Below are 14,571 nucleotides of genomic sequence, written 5' to 3'. Positions count from 1 at the left end.
TAAAAACACCAGGGGGTACCGATGCTCGGAGAGTTCAAGGACCGGCGGGCCGAAGAGGCCTACCTGGCCGCCTACGACGAGGTCGCGAAGCACTGGCCGGCGCGCGAGCTGGACGTCGAGACGCGCTACGGACCGACCCGCGTGCGGACCAGCGGCGATGCCGGACCGCCGGTCGTGCTGCTGCCGGGCGGGATGGGCACGTCACTGTCGTGGTACCCGCACGTCGCCGAGCTGGCCGCCGCCCACCGCGTGTACGCCGTCGACACGATCGGCGAGCCCGGCCGGTCCCGGCAGACGCGCCCGATCACGGACGACGCCGAGTACGCGGACTGGCTGAGTGACGTGCTCGACGGCCTCGGCCACGACCGGGTCCTGCTCGCCGGCGTCTCCACCGGGGGCCGGCACGCGCTCGGCCTCGCGGCGCGGGGGTCGTCCCGGGTGGCCGCGGTGGTCGCGATCGAGCCGTCCGGGTTCGCGGCGATCGGCTCGAGCTTCATCTGGTGGAGCTTGCGGGAAATCGTGCGCTGGTTCGACCCGCGCCCGCGGGCCGCGGTCCGGCGCACCTTCCGCCCGCTGCTGTTCGGGGCGCTCAAGTTCCGCGCTCAGCTCCCGCCGCCGCGCCTGTTCACCGACGACGAGCTGCGCGCGATCACCGTCCCGGTCCGGCTGCTGCTCGCCGAACACAGCGTGATCCACCCCGCGCGCGACGTCGAACAGCGGGTGAAGCACCTCAACCCGCTGTTCGACGTCGAGATCGTGCCCCGCACGACCCACGCGCTGCCGCTGCAGCGCCCGGAGCTGGTGACCGCGCGGATCCTGACCGCCGCCGTGGCTTAGCCGAACTCGGCCAGCCGCGGCACGGCCGGCGCCATGCCCTCGATCCACGCGGCCGGCGAGCCCGTGGTCGGCGTGATGATCGCCGCCTGCACGCCGAGCTTCGCGTAGTCCGCCATGGCCCGGACGAAGTCGTCACGGGTTTCCGGCGACGGGCGCGGGTTGTTCGCCAGGACCGTCTTGCGGATCTCGTCGTAGTCGCGGCCGACGTCGTCGCAATGGCCGCGCAGCACGTCCAGCTTGTGCGCGACGTCCTCGGGCGAGGACGCGAAGAGGTTGCACGCGTCGCCGTACTGCGCGACGAGCCGCAGCGTCTTGCGCTCTCCCCCGCCGCCGATGAGCACCTTCGGCCGGCTGATCGGCTGGGGCGAGCACAGCGTCTCGGCGAGCTGGTAGTGCTTGCCCTCGAACGGGCCGTTGTCCGCCGGGTCCCACATCTGCCCGCAGATGCGCAGCGTCTCCTCCAGCCGCTCGAACCGCTCGGCGATCGGCGGGAACGGCACGCCCATCCCCCGGTGCTCGCGCTCGAACCAGGCCGCGCCGATCCCGAGCGCGGCCCGGCCGCCCGAGACGACGTCGAGCGTGGTGACGATCTTCGCGAGCAGGCCGGGGTGCCGGTAGGTCACGCCCGTGACGAGCAGGCCCAGCTCGATCCGGGACGTGTGCGCGGCGAGGAAGCCGAGGGTGGTGTAGCCCTCCAGCATGTTCGACTCGGCGGGCCGGCCGGTCGGCTCGATCTGGAAGTAGTGGTCCATGAAGGACAGCCAGGTCGCCCCGGCCTCCTCCGCCGCCGCGCCCACCCGGGCGAGCTCACCGGCGATGGCGGTGGTCCCGCCGTCGATGTCGAAGATGGGAAGGTGGAAACCGAGCTCCATGAAGCGTTCTCCTGACGTGCGGTCGGCGTGGCCCTCACGTTAGGACCTGGAGCGCACTCCAGGGCAAGCCCCGGCTTCAGCGCAGCCGCGCCACCAGGTCCGTGGCGATCCGGTGCTCCACCGGCGCCGGGACCGGCTGGACCTCGGCCGCGAGCCCGCCCGCGGCCACCGCCGCCAGGCTGCGGACCTGCAGGGTGAGCCCGAGGTCCATCGCCTGGATGGAGTTGCCGTTCGCGGCGGTCAGGTTGAGCATCCGGCCCCGGTCGAGGACGACGATCTCCCGGCCGTCGGCCAGGACGTGCCCGACCCGGCGGCCCGGCTCGCCGTACTCGACCGTGCGGACCGTCGCCGCCCGCAGCGCGGCCGCGTCGATCTCCCACGCGAAGTGCCCGACCCCGGCGAGCAGTGCGCCATCAGGCAAGGCCGCCAGCTCCGCGGAGCCGACGACGCCCGGAGCGCCCGTTGCGGTGAACACCGCCTGTGCATCGGTGAGGACTTCGATGGACGAGCCGACCCGGTGACCGTCCAAAATGGCCTGGAGCGCCCGCATCGGGTCGGTGTCGCACACCGCGACCCGCGCGCCGAGGCGCGCCAGGGTGTCCGCGACGCCCTTGCCGCACGGCCCGTAGCCGAGCACCGCCGCGCGCATCCCCGGCACCATCAGGTTGGTGGCGTTGAGGAATCCCTGCACGACGCTCTGGCCGACCCCGAACTCGTTCTCCACCAGCAGCTTCAGCCGCGAGTCGTTGATCACGACGACCGGGTGGCCGACGCGCGCTTCCCGCAGCCGCCGGCCGCCCGTGGTCGTCTCCTCGGTGCCGCCGAGGTACCCCGCGGGCGTCCCGGACTCCAGCAGCGACAGCGTGAGGTCGGCGCCGTTGTCGAGGGTGAGGTCCGGCTCGCACCCGAGGACCTTCGCGACGTTGCGGGCGTGAGCGGCGTCGTCGTCGGCGCGGCGCGTGTGCACCCGCACGTCGAGCGCCCGCAGCGCGTCGGCGACGTCGTCGTGGGTGGTGCCGGGCGAGCCGGTCAGCGTGACCTCGACGCCGGCGCCGGCCAGCAGGGTGACCAGCGCCGCCGTCTTGGGCTCGACGTGCAGGCACATCGCCAGGCGCCGCCCGGTGAGCAGCGGCGCGGTCTCCTCGACGGCGGCCGCGGTCAGCGGCATGTGCTTGAGCGCCCAGCTGGTACCGGCGTGCGGGGATGAAGGCATGACTTTCCTTACGGTTGAGGAGAAAGAGGACCCGGAGCGGGGCCGATCAACCGTAGAAGTCGCAGCGGTAGGAGTGGTCGCCGAAGATCGGCGCCACGAGTCCCGGTCCGCTCATGCCCCCAAGCTACCGCACGACCGCGGCCAGGAAGTCCGCCACCGCGGCCGGTTCACCGTCGCCTGCCGTCACCGGGACACCCGCCGTGCGCAGGTGGTCCGCGAACTCGGCCGACTTCCGGCCGCCCTGCCCGATCAGGAACGGCGGCGCGCCCGAGCCCGGGTAGGAAAGCGGGCTCGCCTCCCGCAGCGTCGCCGGGGAGCGGCCCAGGGCGAGCAGGATCGAGGCCCGGGTGAGCGGGTCCTGACCCACGAAGTCGAATTCGGCCGGCGCGTCCAACGCCGCCACCGCCCGGACCGCGCTGTCCGGCTCGCCGGTCACACCGAGCAGCGACGCCAGCGTGCCGCCCGTTCCCGTGCCCACGGCCGCGATCCGCGCCGGGTCGACGTTCAACGCCACCGCGTTGGCCTTGAGGAACCGGACCGCGCACCTAGCGTCCGTCAGCGGCGCCGGCCAGCGTGCCGCGGGTGCGAGGCGGTAGTCGATCGAGGCGACCGCGAACCCCCGCGCCGTCAGGGCGTCGCGCAGCGGGACGAGCCGCGACCCGGCGAGCAGCGCGCCCGGGCCGGCCGGCTTGCGGTTGCCGAGGATGAGCCCGCCGCCGTGCAGGAAGAGCGCTACCGGGGCGCCCCGGACGTCCGGTCTCGGCCGGGCGATGTCCATGACCAGGGAGATCCCGTCCGGGCGGCAGTATTCGACCGTGCTGCCGTCGAGCAGGCTGGGGGCCGCCGTGCCGGTGACGTTGTCGCCGGCCGCGACCGTTCCCGCCGCGCCGGTCGCGAGCACCAGCAGCAGCACGGGGAACAGCACGATCCACGCCGACACGCGCCGAAGCGTCGACGGCTGTGGGTGCGCCCGCCGCCGGGCGACGACCAGGAAGCCGAAGATGGCGATGACCTGCAGCGCGGCCGCGGCGTAGTCGGTGAAGCCGGCGACGGTGTCCGCCGGCTGCCAGGGGTCGAACCGCGTCAGCAGGCCGAGCGGCCGGCTCGCCACCCACAGCGCGAGACTCGCGGCCGCGACGAGCGCGCCGGCCCGGGCGGTCTTGCGGGTCGGCCACCCGAGCACCGCGACGAAAGCGACCAGCTCGACGGCGGCGAACAGGCCGAACAACATGGCGTAGAACTGCCAGACCCGCCAGAGCGCGGCGAGCGAAGCGGCCGGGATCAGGGCGCCGCCGAGGGCCGCGAAAGCGGCCGTGACCAGCACCGGACCGCGTCGCAGCGGCGGTGGCGTGGCGTAGCGCGCGGTCGTCGACGGGCGGCGTGTGCCGTAGTACCCGTCGACGACCTTCATGGCGCCAGTGTCACCCCGGCACCGGGTCCACCGCCACGAATCCGGCGAACCCGGCCAGTAGGCGCACCTCGATCGGGGCGGTGACCCGGGTCAGGCGTAGCACTCGGCCAGGGCGCCGAAAGCCGCCTTCGGTTCCCAGGGCACATCGCCGTACGTCCGGCCCGAGCCCTCTTCCAGCACCTTCACCACGCCCCAGCTCGCCATGTCCAGGTCCTCCCGCGGGTCGGCGCGGTGGACCAGTCCGTAACACACGAACGTGCAGGCGAAAGCCGCGTCGACGCCCTCCGTCGTGAAGATCTCCAGCAGCTCGCGGAAGTACCGCGCCTGCTCCTCCTCGTCGCGGACGTACTCGCCCTTCAGCCGGACCGGCAGTTCGCCTTCGTACTCCACGATTTCGCCGCTGCGGGCGCCGAGGTCGGCCGCTCCCCGGTACGGCGTCACGCCGAACTCCGTGATCGCCACCGGTTTGCCCGACGCCACCAGCGTGCGGACACCTTCGCGGTACACGTGCGCCACCTCCTTCGAGCGGTGCGCGTCCACCGAAATGATGTCGAACGGCTCCCAGTCCACCCGCTCCAGCGGGATCGCCGCGTACGTCACGCGGCCGCCGAACCGGGCACGGACCGCCTCGACCGCCCGGGCCAGGAACGCGTTGACCCGGTCCGAGAGCCCGGCAATGAGCTCTCGCGATGCCAGCAGCCCGGCCAGGCGCTCCTCGATCCCGTCCCCCGGCAGGAAACCGTGGTTGAACAGGCTCAGCTCGGCCCCGGTGACGAACACGACCTCGGCGCCCGCCGACCGGAGACGTTCCGCGCGCGAAGCGCCGTCGGCGAGCAGGGACAGGATCTCGTCCGGGGTGTGGTCCCAGGGGAACGGCGAAAACCACACCTCCAGCCCGAGCGCGGCCGCTTCCCGCGCCGCGTGCTCGATCCGGTCGAGGTCGGTGCCGATCAGCCGCACCGCCGTGCAGTGCAGGTCGTCGCGGATGATCGTCAGCTCGCGGCGGACCAGGTCCGGGTCGAACGGGCGGTTGAACCGCCCGCCGCGCTCGAAGCCGGTGTCGTAGCCGATGCCCTTGGCTCGCACGGTTCCTCCAGAATTTAGGGTACGGTCCGTACCGTACCCTAAGGCGGTACACTGCGGCACATGGCCGAGAAGACCCGGCGCCGCGGCGCCGAACTGGAAGACGCGATCCTCCGCGCCGCCGCGGACGAGCTCGCCGATGCCGGCTACCCCGCCCTGACCATGGAACGGGTCGCGCAGCGGGCCGGCACCAACAAGAACGCGATCTACCGGCGCTGGCCGAGCCGCGCCGCGCTCGGCGTCGCCGCCTACCGCCACCTGGCCGAGGACACCCTCAAGCCACCCGACACCGGCGAACTGCGCGAAGACGTCCTGGCCCTGTTGCGCGCGATCAACTGCGGCCAGTCCTCCCCCGCCGGCCGGATCCTGCGCAGCCTCCTGACCGGCGTCGGCGACGAGCCGGAGCTCCGCGAACAGCTGCACGAGCAGGCCGTCGAGGGCGGCACGAAAGCCTGGCTCACCCTCCTCGACCGGGCCGTCGCCCGCGGCGAAGCGCGCCCCGGCGCCCGGCATCCCCGCGTCGCCACCGTGGCGCTCGTGCTGCTGCGCAACGAACTCCTCACCCGCGGACTGACCACAGTGGACGACGACGTGCTCGCGGAGATCGTCGACGAGGTCTACCTGCCGCTGGTGGGCGCGTAGATCGTCAAGCGCAGCGCGGGATCCTCGGCGACCTGGAAGGTCGCGTAGTCGAACTCCTCCGGCGCCGGGCGGTACAGCGTCTTCCGCCCCGGTCCGCTCCGGCCGACGTCGTGGCGGTCCCACCAGGTCGCAAAATCCGGGCAGCCCGACCGCAGCCGCACCGCCAGCGCGGTGAACGCCGGGTCGCCGGCCCACAGGTCGTGGGCGGCGCGGAACTGCGCCACCGTGTGCTCGGCCTGCGCGGCCCAGCCCGCGCCGAACAGCCGCCGCCCGCGCTCGCCGAGCAGCAGGAAGACCAGGACGTTCCGGTCGGCCTCCGGAAGCGCGCCGAAGTCCGTGAACAGCGCGGCCGCCGCGCGGTTCCAGGCCAGCACGTCCCAGCGGCGGCCGGTGACGTAGGCGGGCTCGGTCAGGCCTTCGACGAGCCGCCGGGTGGCTTCGGGCACCTGCTCCCGGCCGAACGGGGTCCGAGCCGGGTTCCGGGCGAGCGCCCGCAGGTGGGCGCGCTCGGCGTCGTCGAGCCGCAGTGCACTCGCGAGAGCCTCGACCGTCGCGGACGACGGGCTGACCGTGCGGCCCTGCTCGAGCCGGATGTACCAGTCGACGCCGATGCCGGCCAGTTCGGCGACCTCTTCGCGGCGCAGCCCCGGCGTCCGGCGGCGGCGCCGGTCCGGCAGGCCGAGCGCCGCCGGGCTCAGCCGCTCACGCCGGGACCGCAGGAACTCCCCCAGCCCGGCCCGGGCCGAGTCCGGCATGACGACCTCCGTGGCACTCGGCAGTCCCAGGATGATACCAGGCCTGGATGCCGTCGTTGATCTTCCCGACGATGGGGACATGAAAGCCGCTGTCCTCGAAGAATTCGGTAAACCGCTCTCGGTGCGCGAGGTGCCCGCGCCAGTGCTCGGCACGGGCGAAGTGCTCGTCGACGTCGTCGCCGCACCGGTGCTGCCCTACGCCGCGGAGGCGTTCCGCGGCGAGCGGAACTACGCGCTGACACTGCCGGTCGTGCCCGGCGCCGGCGCGGTCGGCCGGGTGCGCGCGACCGGCCCGGACGCGACGCGGCTGGCTCCCGGTGACTGGGTGCTGTGCGACCCGGCGATCCGCTCCCGCGACGACGCGCTGACCCCGGACATCACGCTGCAGGGCCTGAGCGCCCGCGGCGAAGGCGGGCTGTTCCTGCAGCGTCACTTCGGCCACGGCTCGTACGCCGGGCAGGTCCTCGTCCCGACCGAGAACGCGATCCCGCTCGGGCGGATCGACCCGGCCGAAGCCGGGCGGTGGACCGCCCTCAGCCAGTGTCTCGTGCCCTACGGCGGTCTGCTCGCGGCGGATCTGCGGCCGGGCGAGACCGTGCTGGTCAGCGGCGCCACCGGGAACTTCGGGAGCACCGGGGTCGCCGTCGCGCTCGCCATGGGCGCGGCGTGCGTGGTGGCCCCGGGCCGGAACGAGGCAGCGCTCGCCGATCTCGACCGCCGGTTCGGCTCGCGCGTCCGGACGGTGCGGCTGACCGGCGACGACGACACGGCCCGCCTCCGCAACGCGGCACCCGGCCCGATCGACGTCGTCCTCGACCTGCTGCCGCCGTCGGCGGGCACCGCGCCCGTGCGCGCGGCGGCGATGACGGTCCGCGAGTACGGCCGGGTGGTGCTGATGGGCGGGGTCGGCATGCTCGGCGGCGACGACCTCGCCCTGCCCTACCCCTGGCTGATGCGCAACAACATCACCCTGCGCGGCCAGTGGCTGGCCCCGCGGACGGCGAACGCGAGCCTGATCGCGCTCGCCCGCGCCGGGCTCCTGGATCTGGATCAGTTCGCGGTCACGGAGTTCGACCTGGACGACATCGTCGCAGCTCTCGACCACGCGGCCGGCCAGGCGACGCGGTTCGCCCTCACCGTGGTTCGTCCTTGAGTACCGTCGAAGCGTGACCCGACTCGCCCGACACGAGAAGATCGCCGCGGCCCTCGAGGACGCACCCGACGACCTCCTGGCGTCCGCGCGCCCGCTCGGCACCGGGATCGGCGGGTCGACCTGGCAGCTGACCGTGGCGGGCGAGCCGGTCTTCGTGAAGCGGGTCGCGCTGACCGACATCGAGGTGCGGCACGAAGGGTCGACGGCCGACCTTTACGGCCTGCCGGCTTGGTACCACTACGGGGTCGGCTCCGCGGGCATCAGCGCCTGGCGCGAACTGGACGCGCACCTCGCGGCGACCGGCTGGGTGCGCACCGGGCAGTGCGAGAACTTCCCGCTCCTGCACCACTGGCGCGTCCTCCCCGGGCTGCCGCGTCCCCGCGCCGACCTCGAGCGGGACGTCGCGTTCTGGCACGGCGATCCGGGCGTCCGGCGCCGGCTGGCGGCTCTCGACGGCGCCACCACGGACCTCGTCCTGTTCCTCGAACACCTGCCCCAGAACCTCGCGCAGTGGCTCGGCGGCAACCCCGGCGGCGTGACCATGGCACACCGTGACCTCCGCGGCATCACCGAGTTCCTGGGCGGCCAGGGAGTTCAGCACTTCGACGCGCACTTCGAGAACATCCTCACCGACGGGGAACAGCTCTACCTCACCGACTTCGGGCTCGCCGCGATGCCGGACTTCGCGCTCTCGCCGGCCGAAGCGGCGTTCCTCGCCGAGCACTCCGCGCACGACCAGGCCTACGTGCTGACCCGCCTGGCGAACTGGATCACCCGGCACGACATCGACGACGACGGCCAGTGCAGCCGCTACGCCCCGCTGGCCGCCGTCGTCAACGACTTCTACTTCGCGCTGCACACCGAAGACCGGCGGACTCCTTACCCCGCCGCGGAGATCGCTCAGCAGTTGGAGCGGGCCGGCTTGCCCGCGAACCGGTCGCCCAGGTAGTTCACGACGTCGCCGGCGGAGAACGCCAGCGTCGTCACGTGCTCGCCGACGTAGGTGCCCCACGTGACGTCCACCCCGGCCGCGCAGTACTCGCGCCGCAGCGTCTGCGCCTGCGACAGCGGGATGATCTCGTCGAGGCTGCCGTGGAACAGGAAGACCGGCGCCTTCGGCGGGCGCGCGCCCAGTTCGTTCTCCGCCAGCCGGGCCTGCCACTTCGGGGTGGTCAGCGGGTTCGACGTCGTGTAGTCGGCGATGTGCCCGAAGGCGTAGCCGAACACCGCGTCGACGCACGCGTCCTGCTGCGTCTCGTACAGCGTCCGGCCGCGCTCGTTGAGGTAGGCGGGCAGGTCCAGCTCCGGGTACGCCGCGTCCAGGCCCAGCGCCGAGAACAGCAGGAAGCCGAAGCCGATCCCGCCTTCGAGGTTCTTCGCCACGACGTTCAGGTCCGCGGGCGTCCCGCCGGCCGTGATGCCCGCGACCTTCAGCTCCGGCGCGTACGACGGCGCCAGCTCGCCCGCCCACGCCGCTCCCCCGCCGCCCTGGGAGTAGCCGGAGAACGCGACCGGCCCGCCGGCGGCCAGGCCCGCGGCCGGCAGCCGGGTGGCCGCGCGGACGGCGTCGATCACCGTGTGGCCTTCGGACCGGCCGACGACGTAGGTGTGCAGGCCGGGCGTACCGAGGCCCTCGTAGTCGGTGATCGCGACGGCCCAGCCGCGGCTCAGCATCGCGTCGACGAACAGCGGCTTTTCGTAGTCCGGCTGGAACTTCGACGGCGCGCAGCGGTCGCCGATGCCGCGGGTGCCGCTGGCCACCGAGACGATCGGCCGCGGCCCGGCGCCGGTCCACGGCGTCGCCGGCACCAGGACCCGGCCCGACACCGCGATCGGCGTGTCGGTCGCGGACCGCGACCGGTACAGCACCAGATATTCCTTCGTACCGCCGGAGTCCGGGAGCGGTCGCCACCAGACCACGTCGCCGTCGGCGCCGTCCGGCAGCGGGCTCGGCGGCGTGTAGAAGGCGTCGCCGTTCGGGCCCGGCGGCGGATCCGCGGCGGCGGCACTCGCCGACACGGTAGAGAGCAGGGAGGCGATGACGGCCAGCAGGACCGTCCAAACAGGACTTCGGCGCACGGGAACTCCTCGTTGAGGTCCGGACTTCAGAAGACGCGGTCGACGTCTTCGGCGATCAGGTGGTCCAAGGCCCGCTCGGCGACGGCGGCGATGGTCATCGACGGGTTGCAGGCGGCGGTCGTGCCGGGCATCAGGGCGCCGTCGAGCACGTAGAGGCCGCGGTGGCCGAGCACGCGGCCTTCGAGGTCGCAGACCGCGCCCATCGCGGCGCCGCCGAGCGGGTGCCAGGTGCTGGGCACGACGGCGGTCGTGTCGAGCAGCACGCCGAGCGGGCCGGCGATGCGGGAGATGCGTTCGTGGATGCGGGCGCTGAGCTGGGCGTCGGCGTTCGAGGGCCAGTGCAGGACGGCGTCGTCCTTCGCTGCGTCATAGACGAAGCGGCCGCGGCCCGCGCTGATGCCGTAGCCGACGAGCATCGTGGTCCGCAGGTCCGGCAGCGGCGGCAGCGACGCCTGGATGACGGTGTTGGCCGTCGCGGGGTCGTCCCACTCCTTGCTGCCGTAGACGACCGGGCCGCCTTGCGGCGCGCCGAAGTCGTCGGCGAGGTTCGTCCAGGTGTAGATGCGGTCGCCGTTGGTGCCCCAGCCGGCGCCGAGCGCGTCGGGCAGGTCGCGGATGTCGCCCTTCGCGCCCGCGCGCATCAGCAGCCGCGTCGTGTTCGCCGTGCCGGCCGCCATGACGAGCGCCTTCGCCGTGAGGACCTTCTTCTCCAGCACAGTCCCGGAGGTGTCGATGCGGTCGACGCGGATCTCCCAGCGGCCGTCCGGCGCGAGCGCGACGTCGGTGACGTTGTGCAGGGTTGCGACGGTGCACCGGCCGGTGGCCTCGGCGGCCGCGAGGTAGGTGACGTCGACCGAATGCTTGCCGCCGTTGTTCACGCCGAGCGCGCAGTCACCGTTGGTGTAGGACGGTTTCATCTCGCCGTCGAGCTCGCGCAGCGCGTAGTCCCAGTCGATCGGCATCGGGATCTTCTCGACGGCGTAACCCGCGTCGCGCGCGTTGCGGGCGAAGACCCGCGAGGCCTTGTACGGCTTGCTCTCGACGAGAGCGTCCGGCGCGGTGGCGATGCCGAGCATGGCCGCGACGCGCGGGTAGTACTCGGCGTCCAGCCGCGCGTAGTCGAGCTGTTCGGGGAAGCAGGCGTGGAACAGCTCGGCCGTCGGCTGCAGCGTCATGCCCTGGTAGACCAGCGAGCCGCCGCCGACGCCGGCCGCGCACATCATGCTCATGCCCTGGCCGGCGACCTGTTCGAGCAGCCCGGTGTAGCGCTCGAACGGCGGCAGCGACGGGAGGCCGGGCAACGCCGGCGCGGAGCCGAGCCAGAAGATCCGTTTGTCCGGCGACGACGTCGGATGCGGGAACGTCTCGGCGTCCGGCCCGGTCGGCCAGCGGCGACCGCGTTCGAGCACCAGCACCGGCACCCCGGCCTGCGCGAGTCGCAGCGCGGTGACCCCGCCGCCGAACCCGGAGCCGATGATCACGACCCGGTGCTCCTCCCGCGTGACCGGCACCCGGCCCGCGCCGAGCGCCGCGACGCCCGTGACGGCGGCCGCGCCCCGCAGGACGGTTCGGCGGTTGAGGCTGTGCATCGGCGGACTCCTTCGTCGCTGGTGACCGTCGGTGACTGTACGAACCCGAACCGAGAGATGGAACGGATTGCCGGTCTCACTACTCGCGAGTAGCATTCCGGGCCATGCGCGCTGTGCGACCGTCCGCGGCCGTGCCCCGGCGCGTCGACGCCCGCCGCAACCGTGAAGCGATCCTGCGCGCGGCCGACGAAGCTTTCAGCGAAGACGCCGACGTGGCCCTGGACGAGGTGGCCCGCCGCGCCGGTCTCGGCCGCGCGACGGTCTACCGGCACTTCCCCGACCGCACCGCGCTGGCGCTCGCCGTCGCGGCTCACCACCTGGCGGCGTTCAAGATTCAGGTGCGAGGCCAGGAGTCCTTTCGCGAACTGCTGCGGACGGTGCTGGCGATGCAGGCCCGGCGGCGCCCGCTCGTCCGGCTGTTCCGCGAGCTGCCGGAGCGCAGCCAGCGCCAGTACACCCACGCCCTGGTTTCGTTGCTGCGCCCGGCTTTCGAGGAGGCACAGCGGGAAGGCAGCGTGCGCGCGGACCTGGAGCCCGCGGATCTGGCGCTGCTCTTCGAGATGCACGAGGCGGCGCTGGTGTCAGGACTGTCCCCCCGGGAGCCGGCCGAACCGGCGGAGCGTCTGGTGCGCGTGTTCCTCGACGGCCTGGCTTGCTCCGAACGTGTGAATGCGCTTCCCCGGAACGAAGATCCGCAGGTCGGACCCCAGAAAGGTGATTGACGGCCGGAGCGCTTGGGTACTTCTGGATCACGGCACCGGAGCCCGGACCCCAGGTCTCCCCGCACCGGGCCGCACCCTCCGCCCGCGCCCGGGTCCGCCCCCGGCACGGCACCGCCACGCACATTTTCCCGTCCACCGGAGCACACCATGACCAATGACTCAGGAGCATGGCACGCCAAACTGCAGCGCGAACAGGAAGCGATCCAGCGGAAGCGGGCGCAGCAGGCCACGCGAACGCCGGCCGGGACGTCCGCCACGCCCCGCTGACCGACTGTCCACAAAGGATGCCGCGGTGCCCTGGCAAAGGCTCCGCGGCATCTCTCATTCCGGCCGGGTCAGGAGTGCTTCGCAGTTCTTGCGGAACGCCGCCACGAGCCGGTTGCGCTCGCCCGCGCGCGTCGCCACCGCCACCTGGCTCGGCTCGACGTCGGCCAGCGGGACGGTCGTCAGGTCCGTGCGGAGGCCGGTGACGTTCCCCGGCGCCGCCGGGATGATCGCCACCGCCTGCCCGCTCGCCACCAGCTCGATCTTGTCCTCGATCGCGTCGATGAGCGGGCCACCGGGCGCCGGGCGGCCGTCCGGGCGCGGGTCGACGCGCCAGAACGCGTCCCACTCCGCGTCGAGGGCCCGCGGTAACGGCTCGTCGGCGATGTCGTCGAGCGTCACGGACTCCTTACCCGCCAACCGGTGGTCGCTCGGCACCAGGAGCACGCGGGGCTCGTCGTAGAGGACCGTCACGTGCAGCCCCGCCGCCCGCAGCGGCAGCCGGACGACGGCCACGTCGACGCGGTGCTCCAGCAGCGCCGCGCGGGCGTCGTCCCACGCGAGGTGCTGGGTGCGCACCTCGGCGCCGGGGTGGCGGCGGCGCAGGTCGCGCACCGCCGGCGTGACGATCAGGTTCCCGGTGTAGCCGACGGTGATCCGGCTGGGCCGCGCGACCGCCCGCGCGTGGGCCGCCGCGTGCGCCGCGGCCCGGAGCAGGTCCGCGGCGAGCGGGAGGAACGCTTCGCCGGCTTCGGTGAGCCGCGTGCCCTGCGGGGTGCGGTCCAGCAGGCGGGCGCCGACCTGCTGCTCCAGCCGCACGATCTGCCGGCTCAGCGACGACTGCGTGAGGTGCAGCTCGGCGGCGGCGCGGCCGAAGTGCCGGTGTTCGGCGATGACGGCGAAGCCGCGCACCAGCCGGAGATCGAGGTCGGCCATGCCGCCAGCGTAGCCCGATGAGCTGCGGTGATGCACGGATCGCGTCACGTCTCGCGAAACAGTCATTGGACCTGACCCGCTCCGCGGCGCCACGGTGGAAGGACCACACCACCTCAGAAGGAGTTCCATGGCGACCTTGGGGCCCATCGGCGTCTACCTGCCGATTTCGTTCACCCGCACCCCACCGGCCGAGAGCCAGCGCGAGGCCGTGCGACGGCTGGAGCAGGCCGGGTACCGGACCGTCTGGACGAACGAGGTCGTCGGCGGCAAGGACGCCCTCGTGCAGCTGGCGGTGCTGCTGGCCGCGACGGAACGGCTGACGTTCGGCACCGGCATCGCGAACATCTGGGCCCGCGAACCGCAGACCCTGCACGCCGCCGCGGCCTTCCTGGCCGAGGCGTACCCGGACCGGCTGGTGCTGGGCGTGGGTGTCGGCCACCCGCCGCAGGCCGAGGCGACCGGCCGGGACTTCGGCAGTCCCCTGGCCACGATGCGCGGCTACGTCGAACGAATGGATGCGGAGACCTGGCCGCCGGCGCCGCAGGCGAAGTACCCCCGGATCCTCGGCGCGAACGGGCCGAAGATGCTCGCCCTGGCAGGCGAGATCGCGGACGGCGCGGTCCCGGCCAACCTGCCGCCGGCGTTCACCGCCGAGGCCCGGTCGGTGCTCGGCCCGGACAAGCTGCTGGTCGTCGGCCTGGCCGTGGACCCCGACCCCGATACCGACCGCGCGAAGGCGGCGGCGATCGAGCGGATCTCGGGAACGGTGAGCATGCCGGTCTTCGCGAACGCCCTGCGCCGCCTGGGTTTCGCACCGGACGACCTCGCCGGCATCGCGGAGGCGATCGTCGCCTACGGCGGCCCGGACGCCATCGCGGCCAAGGTGCGCGAGCACCTCGCCGCGGGCGCGGACCACGTCCTCCTCATGCCCCCGACGACGGACGACTTCACCGCCGACGTCACGGCACTGGAGCGGCTCGCCCCGGCGTTCGACGGCCTCGGCTGACGGGCGCCG

The 14,571-nt window shown here is 73.2% G+C and carries 14 protein-coding genes; 6 read left to right on the top strand and 8 right to left on the bottom strand.

What is annotated here, in order from left to right:
- The first annotated feature begins 21 nt into the window (after positions 1-21).
- Positions 22-837, top strand: coding sequence for an alpha/beta hydrolase (locus tag AB0C38_RS28355; protein WP_360678772.1), 816 nt, complete (start codon positions 22-24; stop codon positions 835-837).
- Here AB0C38_RS28355 and AB0C38_RS28350 read toward each other — a convergent pair.
- The 4 genes from AB0C38_RS28350 to AB0C38_RS28335 all read right to left on the bottom strand — a co-directional run bounded on the left by AB0C38_RS28350 (position 834) and on the right by AB0C38_RS28335 (position 5,419).
- The gene (locus tag AB0C38_RS28350; RefSeq protein WP_360678769.1) at positions 834-1,709 is read right to left on the bottom strand and encodes an LLM class F420-dependent oxidoreductase; all 876 of its coding nucleotides are present in this window, start codon (positions 1,707-1,709) and stop codon (positions 834-836) included. The two genes, AB0C38_RS28355 and AB0C38_RS28350, sit on opposite strands and share 4 nt — an antisense overlap.
- A 76-nt stretch (positions 1,710-1,785) precedes the next feature.
- Entirely contained in the window at positions 1,786-2,922 is a 1,137-nt protein-coding gene (locus AB0C38_RS28345; RefSeq protein ID WP_360678766.1) for an adenosylhomocysteinase, read from the bottom strand.
- 124 nt (positions 2,923-3,046) lie between these two features.
- Positions 3,047-4,333 (bottom strand): alpha/beta hydrolase, encoded by a 1,287-nt coding sequence (locus tag AB0C38_RS28340; RefSeq protein ID WP_360678764.1) that lies wholly within the window; start codon positions 4,331-4,333, stop codon positions 3,047-3,049.
- 90 nt (positions 4,334-4,423) lie between these two features.
- Complete coding sequence (locus AB0C38_RS28335; protein ID WP_360678761.1) at positions 4,424-5,419, bottom strand: hypothetical protein; 996 nt, start codon at positions 5,417-5,419, stop codon at positions 4,424-4,426.
- Between the two features lie 60 nt (positions 5,420-5,479).
- Between AB0C38_RS28335 and AB0C38_RS28330 the strand changes: the two genes are divergently transcribed.
- Positions 5,480-6,058, top strand: coding sequence for a TetR/AcrR family transcriptional regulator (locus AB0C38_RS28330; RefSeq protein ID WP_360678758.1), 579 nt, complete (start codon positions 5,480-5,482; stop codon positions 6,056-6,058).
- On the opposite strand, the gene AB0C38_RS28325 is transcribed toward AB0C38_RS28330, so the two are convergent.
- The gene (locus AB0C38_RS28325; RefSeq protein WP_360678756.1) at positions 6,034-6,813 is read right to left on the bottom strand and encodes a helix-turn-helix transcriptional regulator; all 780 of its coding nucleotides are present in this window, start codon (positions 6,811-6,813) and stop codon (positions 6,034-6,036) included. The two genes, AB0C38_RS28330 and AB0C38_RS28325, sit on opposite strands and share 25 nt — an antisense overlap.
- Before the next feature lie 79 nt (positions 6,814-6,892).
- On the opposite strand from AB0C38_RS28325, the gene AB0C38_RS28320 reads away from it, so the two are divergent.
- Positions 6,893-7,966, top strand: a complete 1,074-nt coding sequence (locus AB0C38_RS28320) for a zinc-binding alcohol dehydrogenase family protein (protein ID WP_360678753.1) — start codon at positions 6,893-6,895, stop codon at positions 7,964-7,966.
- A 13-nt stretch (positions 7,967-7,979) separates the two neighbouring features.
- Positions 7,980-8,915 (top strand): hypothetical protein, encoded by a 936-nt coding sequence (locus AB0C38_RS28315; protein WP_360678751.1) that lies wholly within the window; start codon positions 7,980-7,982, stop codon positions 8,913-8,915.
- On the opposite strand, the gene AB0C38_RS28310 is transcribed toward AB0C38_RS28315, so the two are convergent.
- Both AB0C38_RS28310 and AB0C38_RS28305 read right to left on the bottom strand, forming a co-directional pair.
- Positions 8,867-10,045, bottom strand: coding sequence for a lipase family protein (locus AB0C38_RS28310; protein ID WP_360678748.1), 1,179 nt, complete (start codon positions 10,043-10,045; stop codon positions 8,867-8,869). The genes AB0C38_RS28315 and AB0C38_RS28310 overlap by 49 nt on opposite strands.
- A 26-nt stretch (positions 10,046-10,071) precedes the next feature.
- A complete protein-coding gene (locus AB0C38_RS28305; RefSeq protein WP_360678746.1) occupies positions 10,072-11,634 on the bottom strand; it encodes a GMC oxidoreductase in 1,563 nt (520 codons plus the stop codon).
- 131 nt (positions 11,635-11,765) lie between these two features.
- Between AB0C38_RS28305 and AB0C38_RS28300 the strand changes: the two genes are divergently transcribed.
- Positions 11,766-12,356, top strand: a complete 591-nt coding sequence (locus AB0C38_RS28300; protein ID WP_360678744.1) for a helix-turn-helix domain-containing protein — start codon at positions 11,766-11,768, stop codon at positions 12,354-12,356.
- Between the two features lie 321 nt (positions 12,357-12,677).
- Here AB0C38_RS28300 and AB0C38_RS28295 read toward each other — a convergent pair whose 3' ends face one another.
- Positions 12,678-13,556, bottom strand: coding sequence for a LysR family transcriptional regulator (locus AB0C38_RS28295; RefSeq protein ID WP_360678742.1), 879 nt, complete (start codon positions 13,554-13,556; stop codon positions 12,678-12,680).
- A 127-nt stretch (positions 13,557-13,683) separates the two neighbouring features.
- Between AB0C38_RS28295 and AB0C38_RS28290 the strand changes: the two genes are divergently transcribed.
- Positions 13,684-14,562: a TIGR03620 family F420-dependent LLM class oxidoreductase gene (locus AB0C38_RS28290; RefSeq protein WP_360678740.1), complete on the top strand. Its 879-nt coding sequence runs from the start codon at positions 13,684-13,686 to the stop codon at positions 14,560-14,562.
- Positions 14,563-14,571: the final 9 nt, after the last annotated feature.

Origin of the sequence: Amycolatopsis sp. NPDC048633 (assembly GCF_040650695.1) — a bacterium.
Classification (GTDB): domain Bacteria; phylum Actinomycetota; class Actinomycetes; order Mycobacteriales; family Pseudonocardiaceae; genus Amycolatopsis.
Note: the sequence above shows the minus strand (reverse complement) of the source record. Positions and strands in the feature narration are given on the sequence as shown.

What these genes read in the sequence shown, in the direction of transcription:
- AB0C38_RS28355 (WP_360678772.1), top strand. Translation starts at nt 22, where the DNA reads ATGCTCGGAGAGTTCAAGGACCGGCGGGCCGAAGAGGCCTACCTGGCC.
- AB0C38_RS28350 (WP_360678769.1), bottom strand. Translation starts at nt 1,709, where the DNA reads ATGGAGCTCGGTTTCCACCTTCCCATCTTCGACATCGACGGCGGGACC.
- AB0C38_RS28345 (WP_360678766.1), bottom strand. Translation starts at nt 2,922, where the DNA reads ATGCCTTCATCCCCGCACGCCGGTACCAGCTGGGCGCTCAAGCACATG.
- AB0C38_RS28340 (WP_360678764.1), bottom strand. Translation starts at nt 4,333, where the DNA reads ATGAAGGTCGTCGACGGGTACTACGGCACACGCCGCCCGTCGACGACC.
- AB0C38_RS28330 (WP_360678758.1), top strand. Translation starts at nt 5,480, where the DNA reads ATGGCCGAGAAGACCCGGCGCCGCGGCGCCGAACTGGAAGACGCGATC.
- AB0C38_RS28325 (WP_360678756.1), bottom strand. Translation starts at nt 6,813, where the DNA reads ATGCCGGACTCGGCCCGGGCCGGGCTGGGGGAGTTCCTGCGGTCCCGG.
- AB0C38_RS28320 (WP_360678753.1), top strand. Translation starts at nt 6,893, where the DNA reads ATGAAAGCCGCTGTCCTCGAAGAATTCGGTAAACCGCTCTCGGTGCGC.
- AB0C38_RS28305 (WP_360678746.1), bottom strand. Translation starts at nt 11,634, where the DNA reads ATGCACAGCCTCAACCGCCGAACCGTCCTGCGGGGCGCGGCCGCCGTC.
- AB0C38_RS28295 (WP_360678742.1), bottom strand. Translation starts at nt 13,556, where the DNA reads ATGGCCGACCTCGATCTCCGGCTGGTGCGCGGCTTCGCCGTCATCGCC.
- AB0C38_RS28290 (WP_360678740.1), top strand. Translation starts at nt 13,684, where the DNA reads ATGGCGACCTTGGGGCCCATCGGCGTCTACCTGCCGATTTCGTTCACC.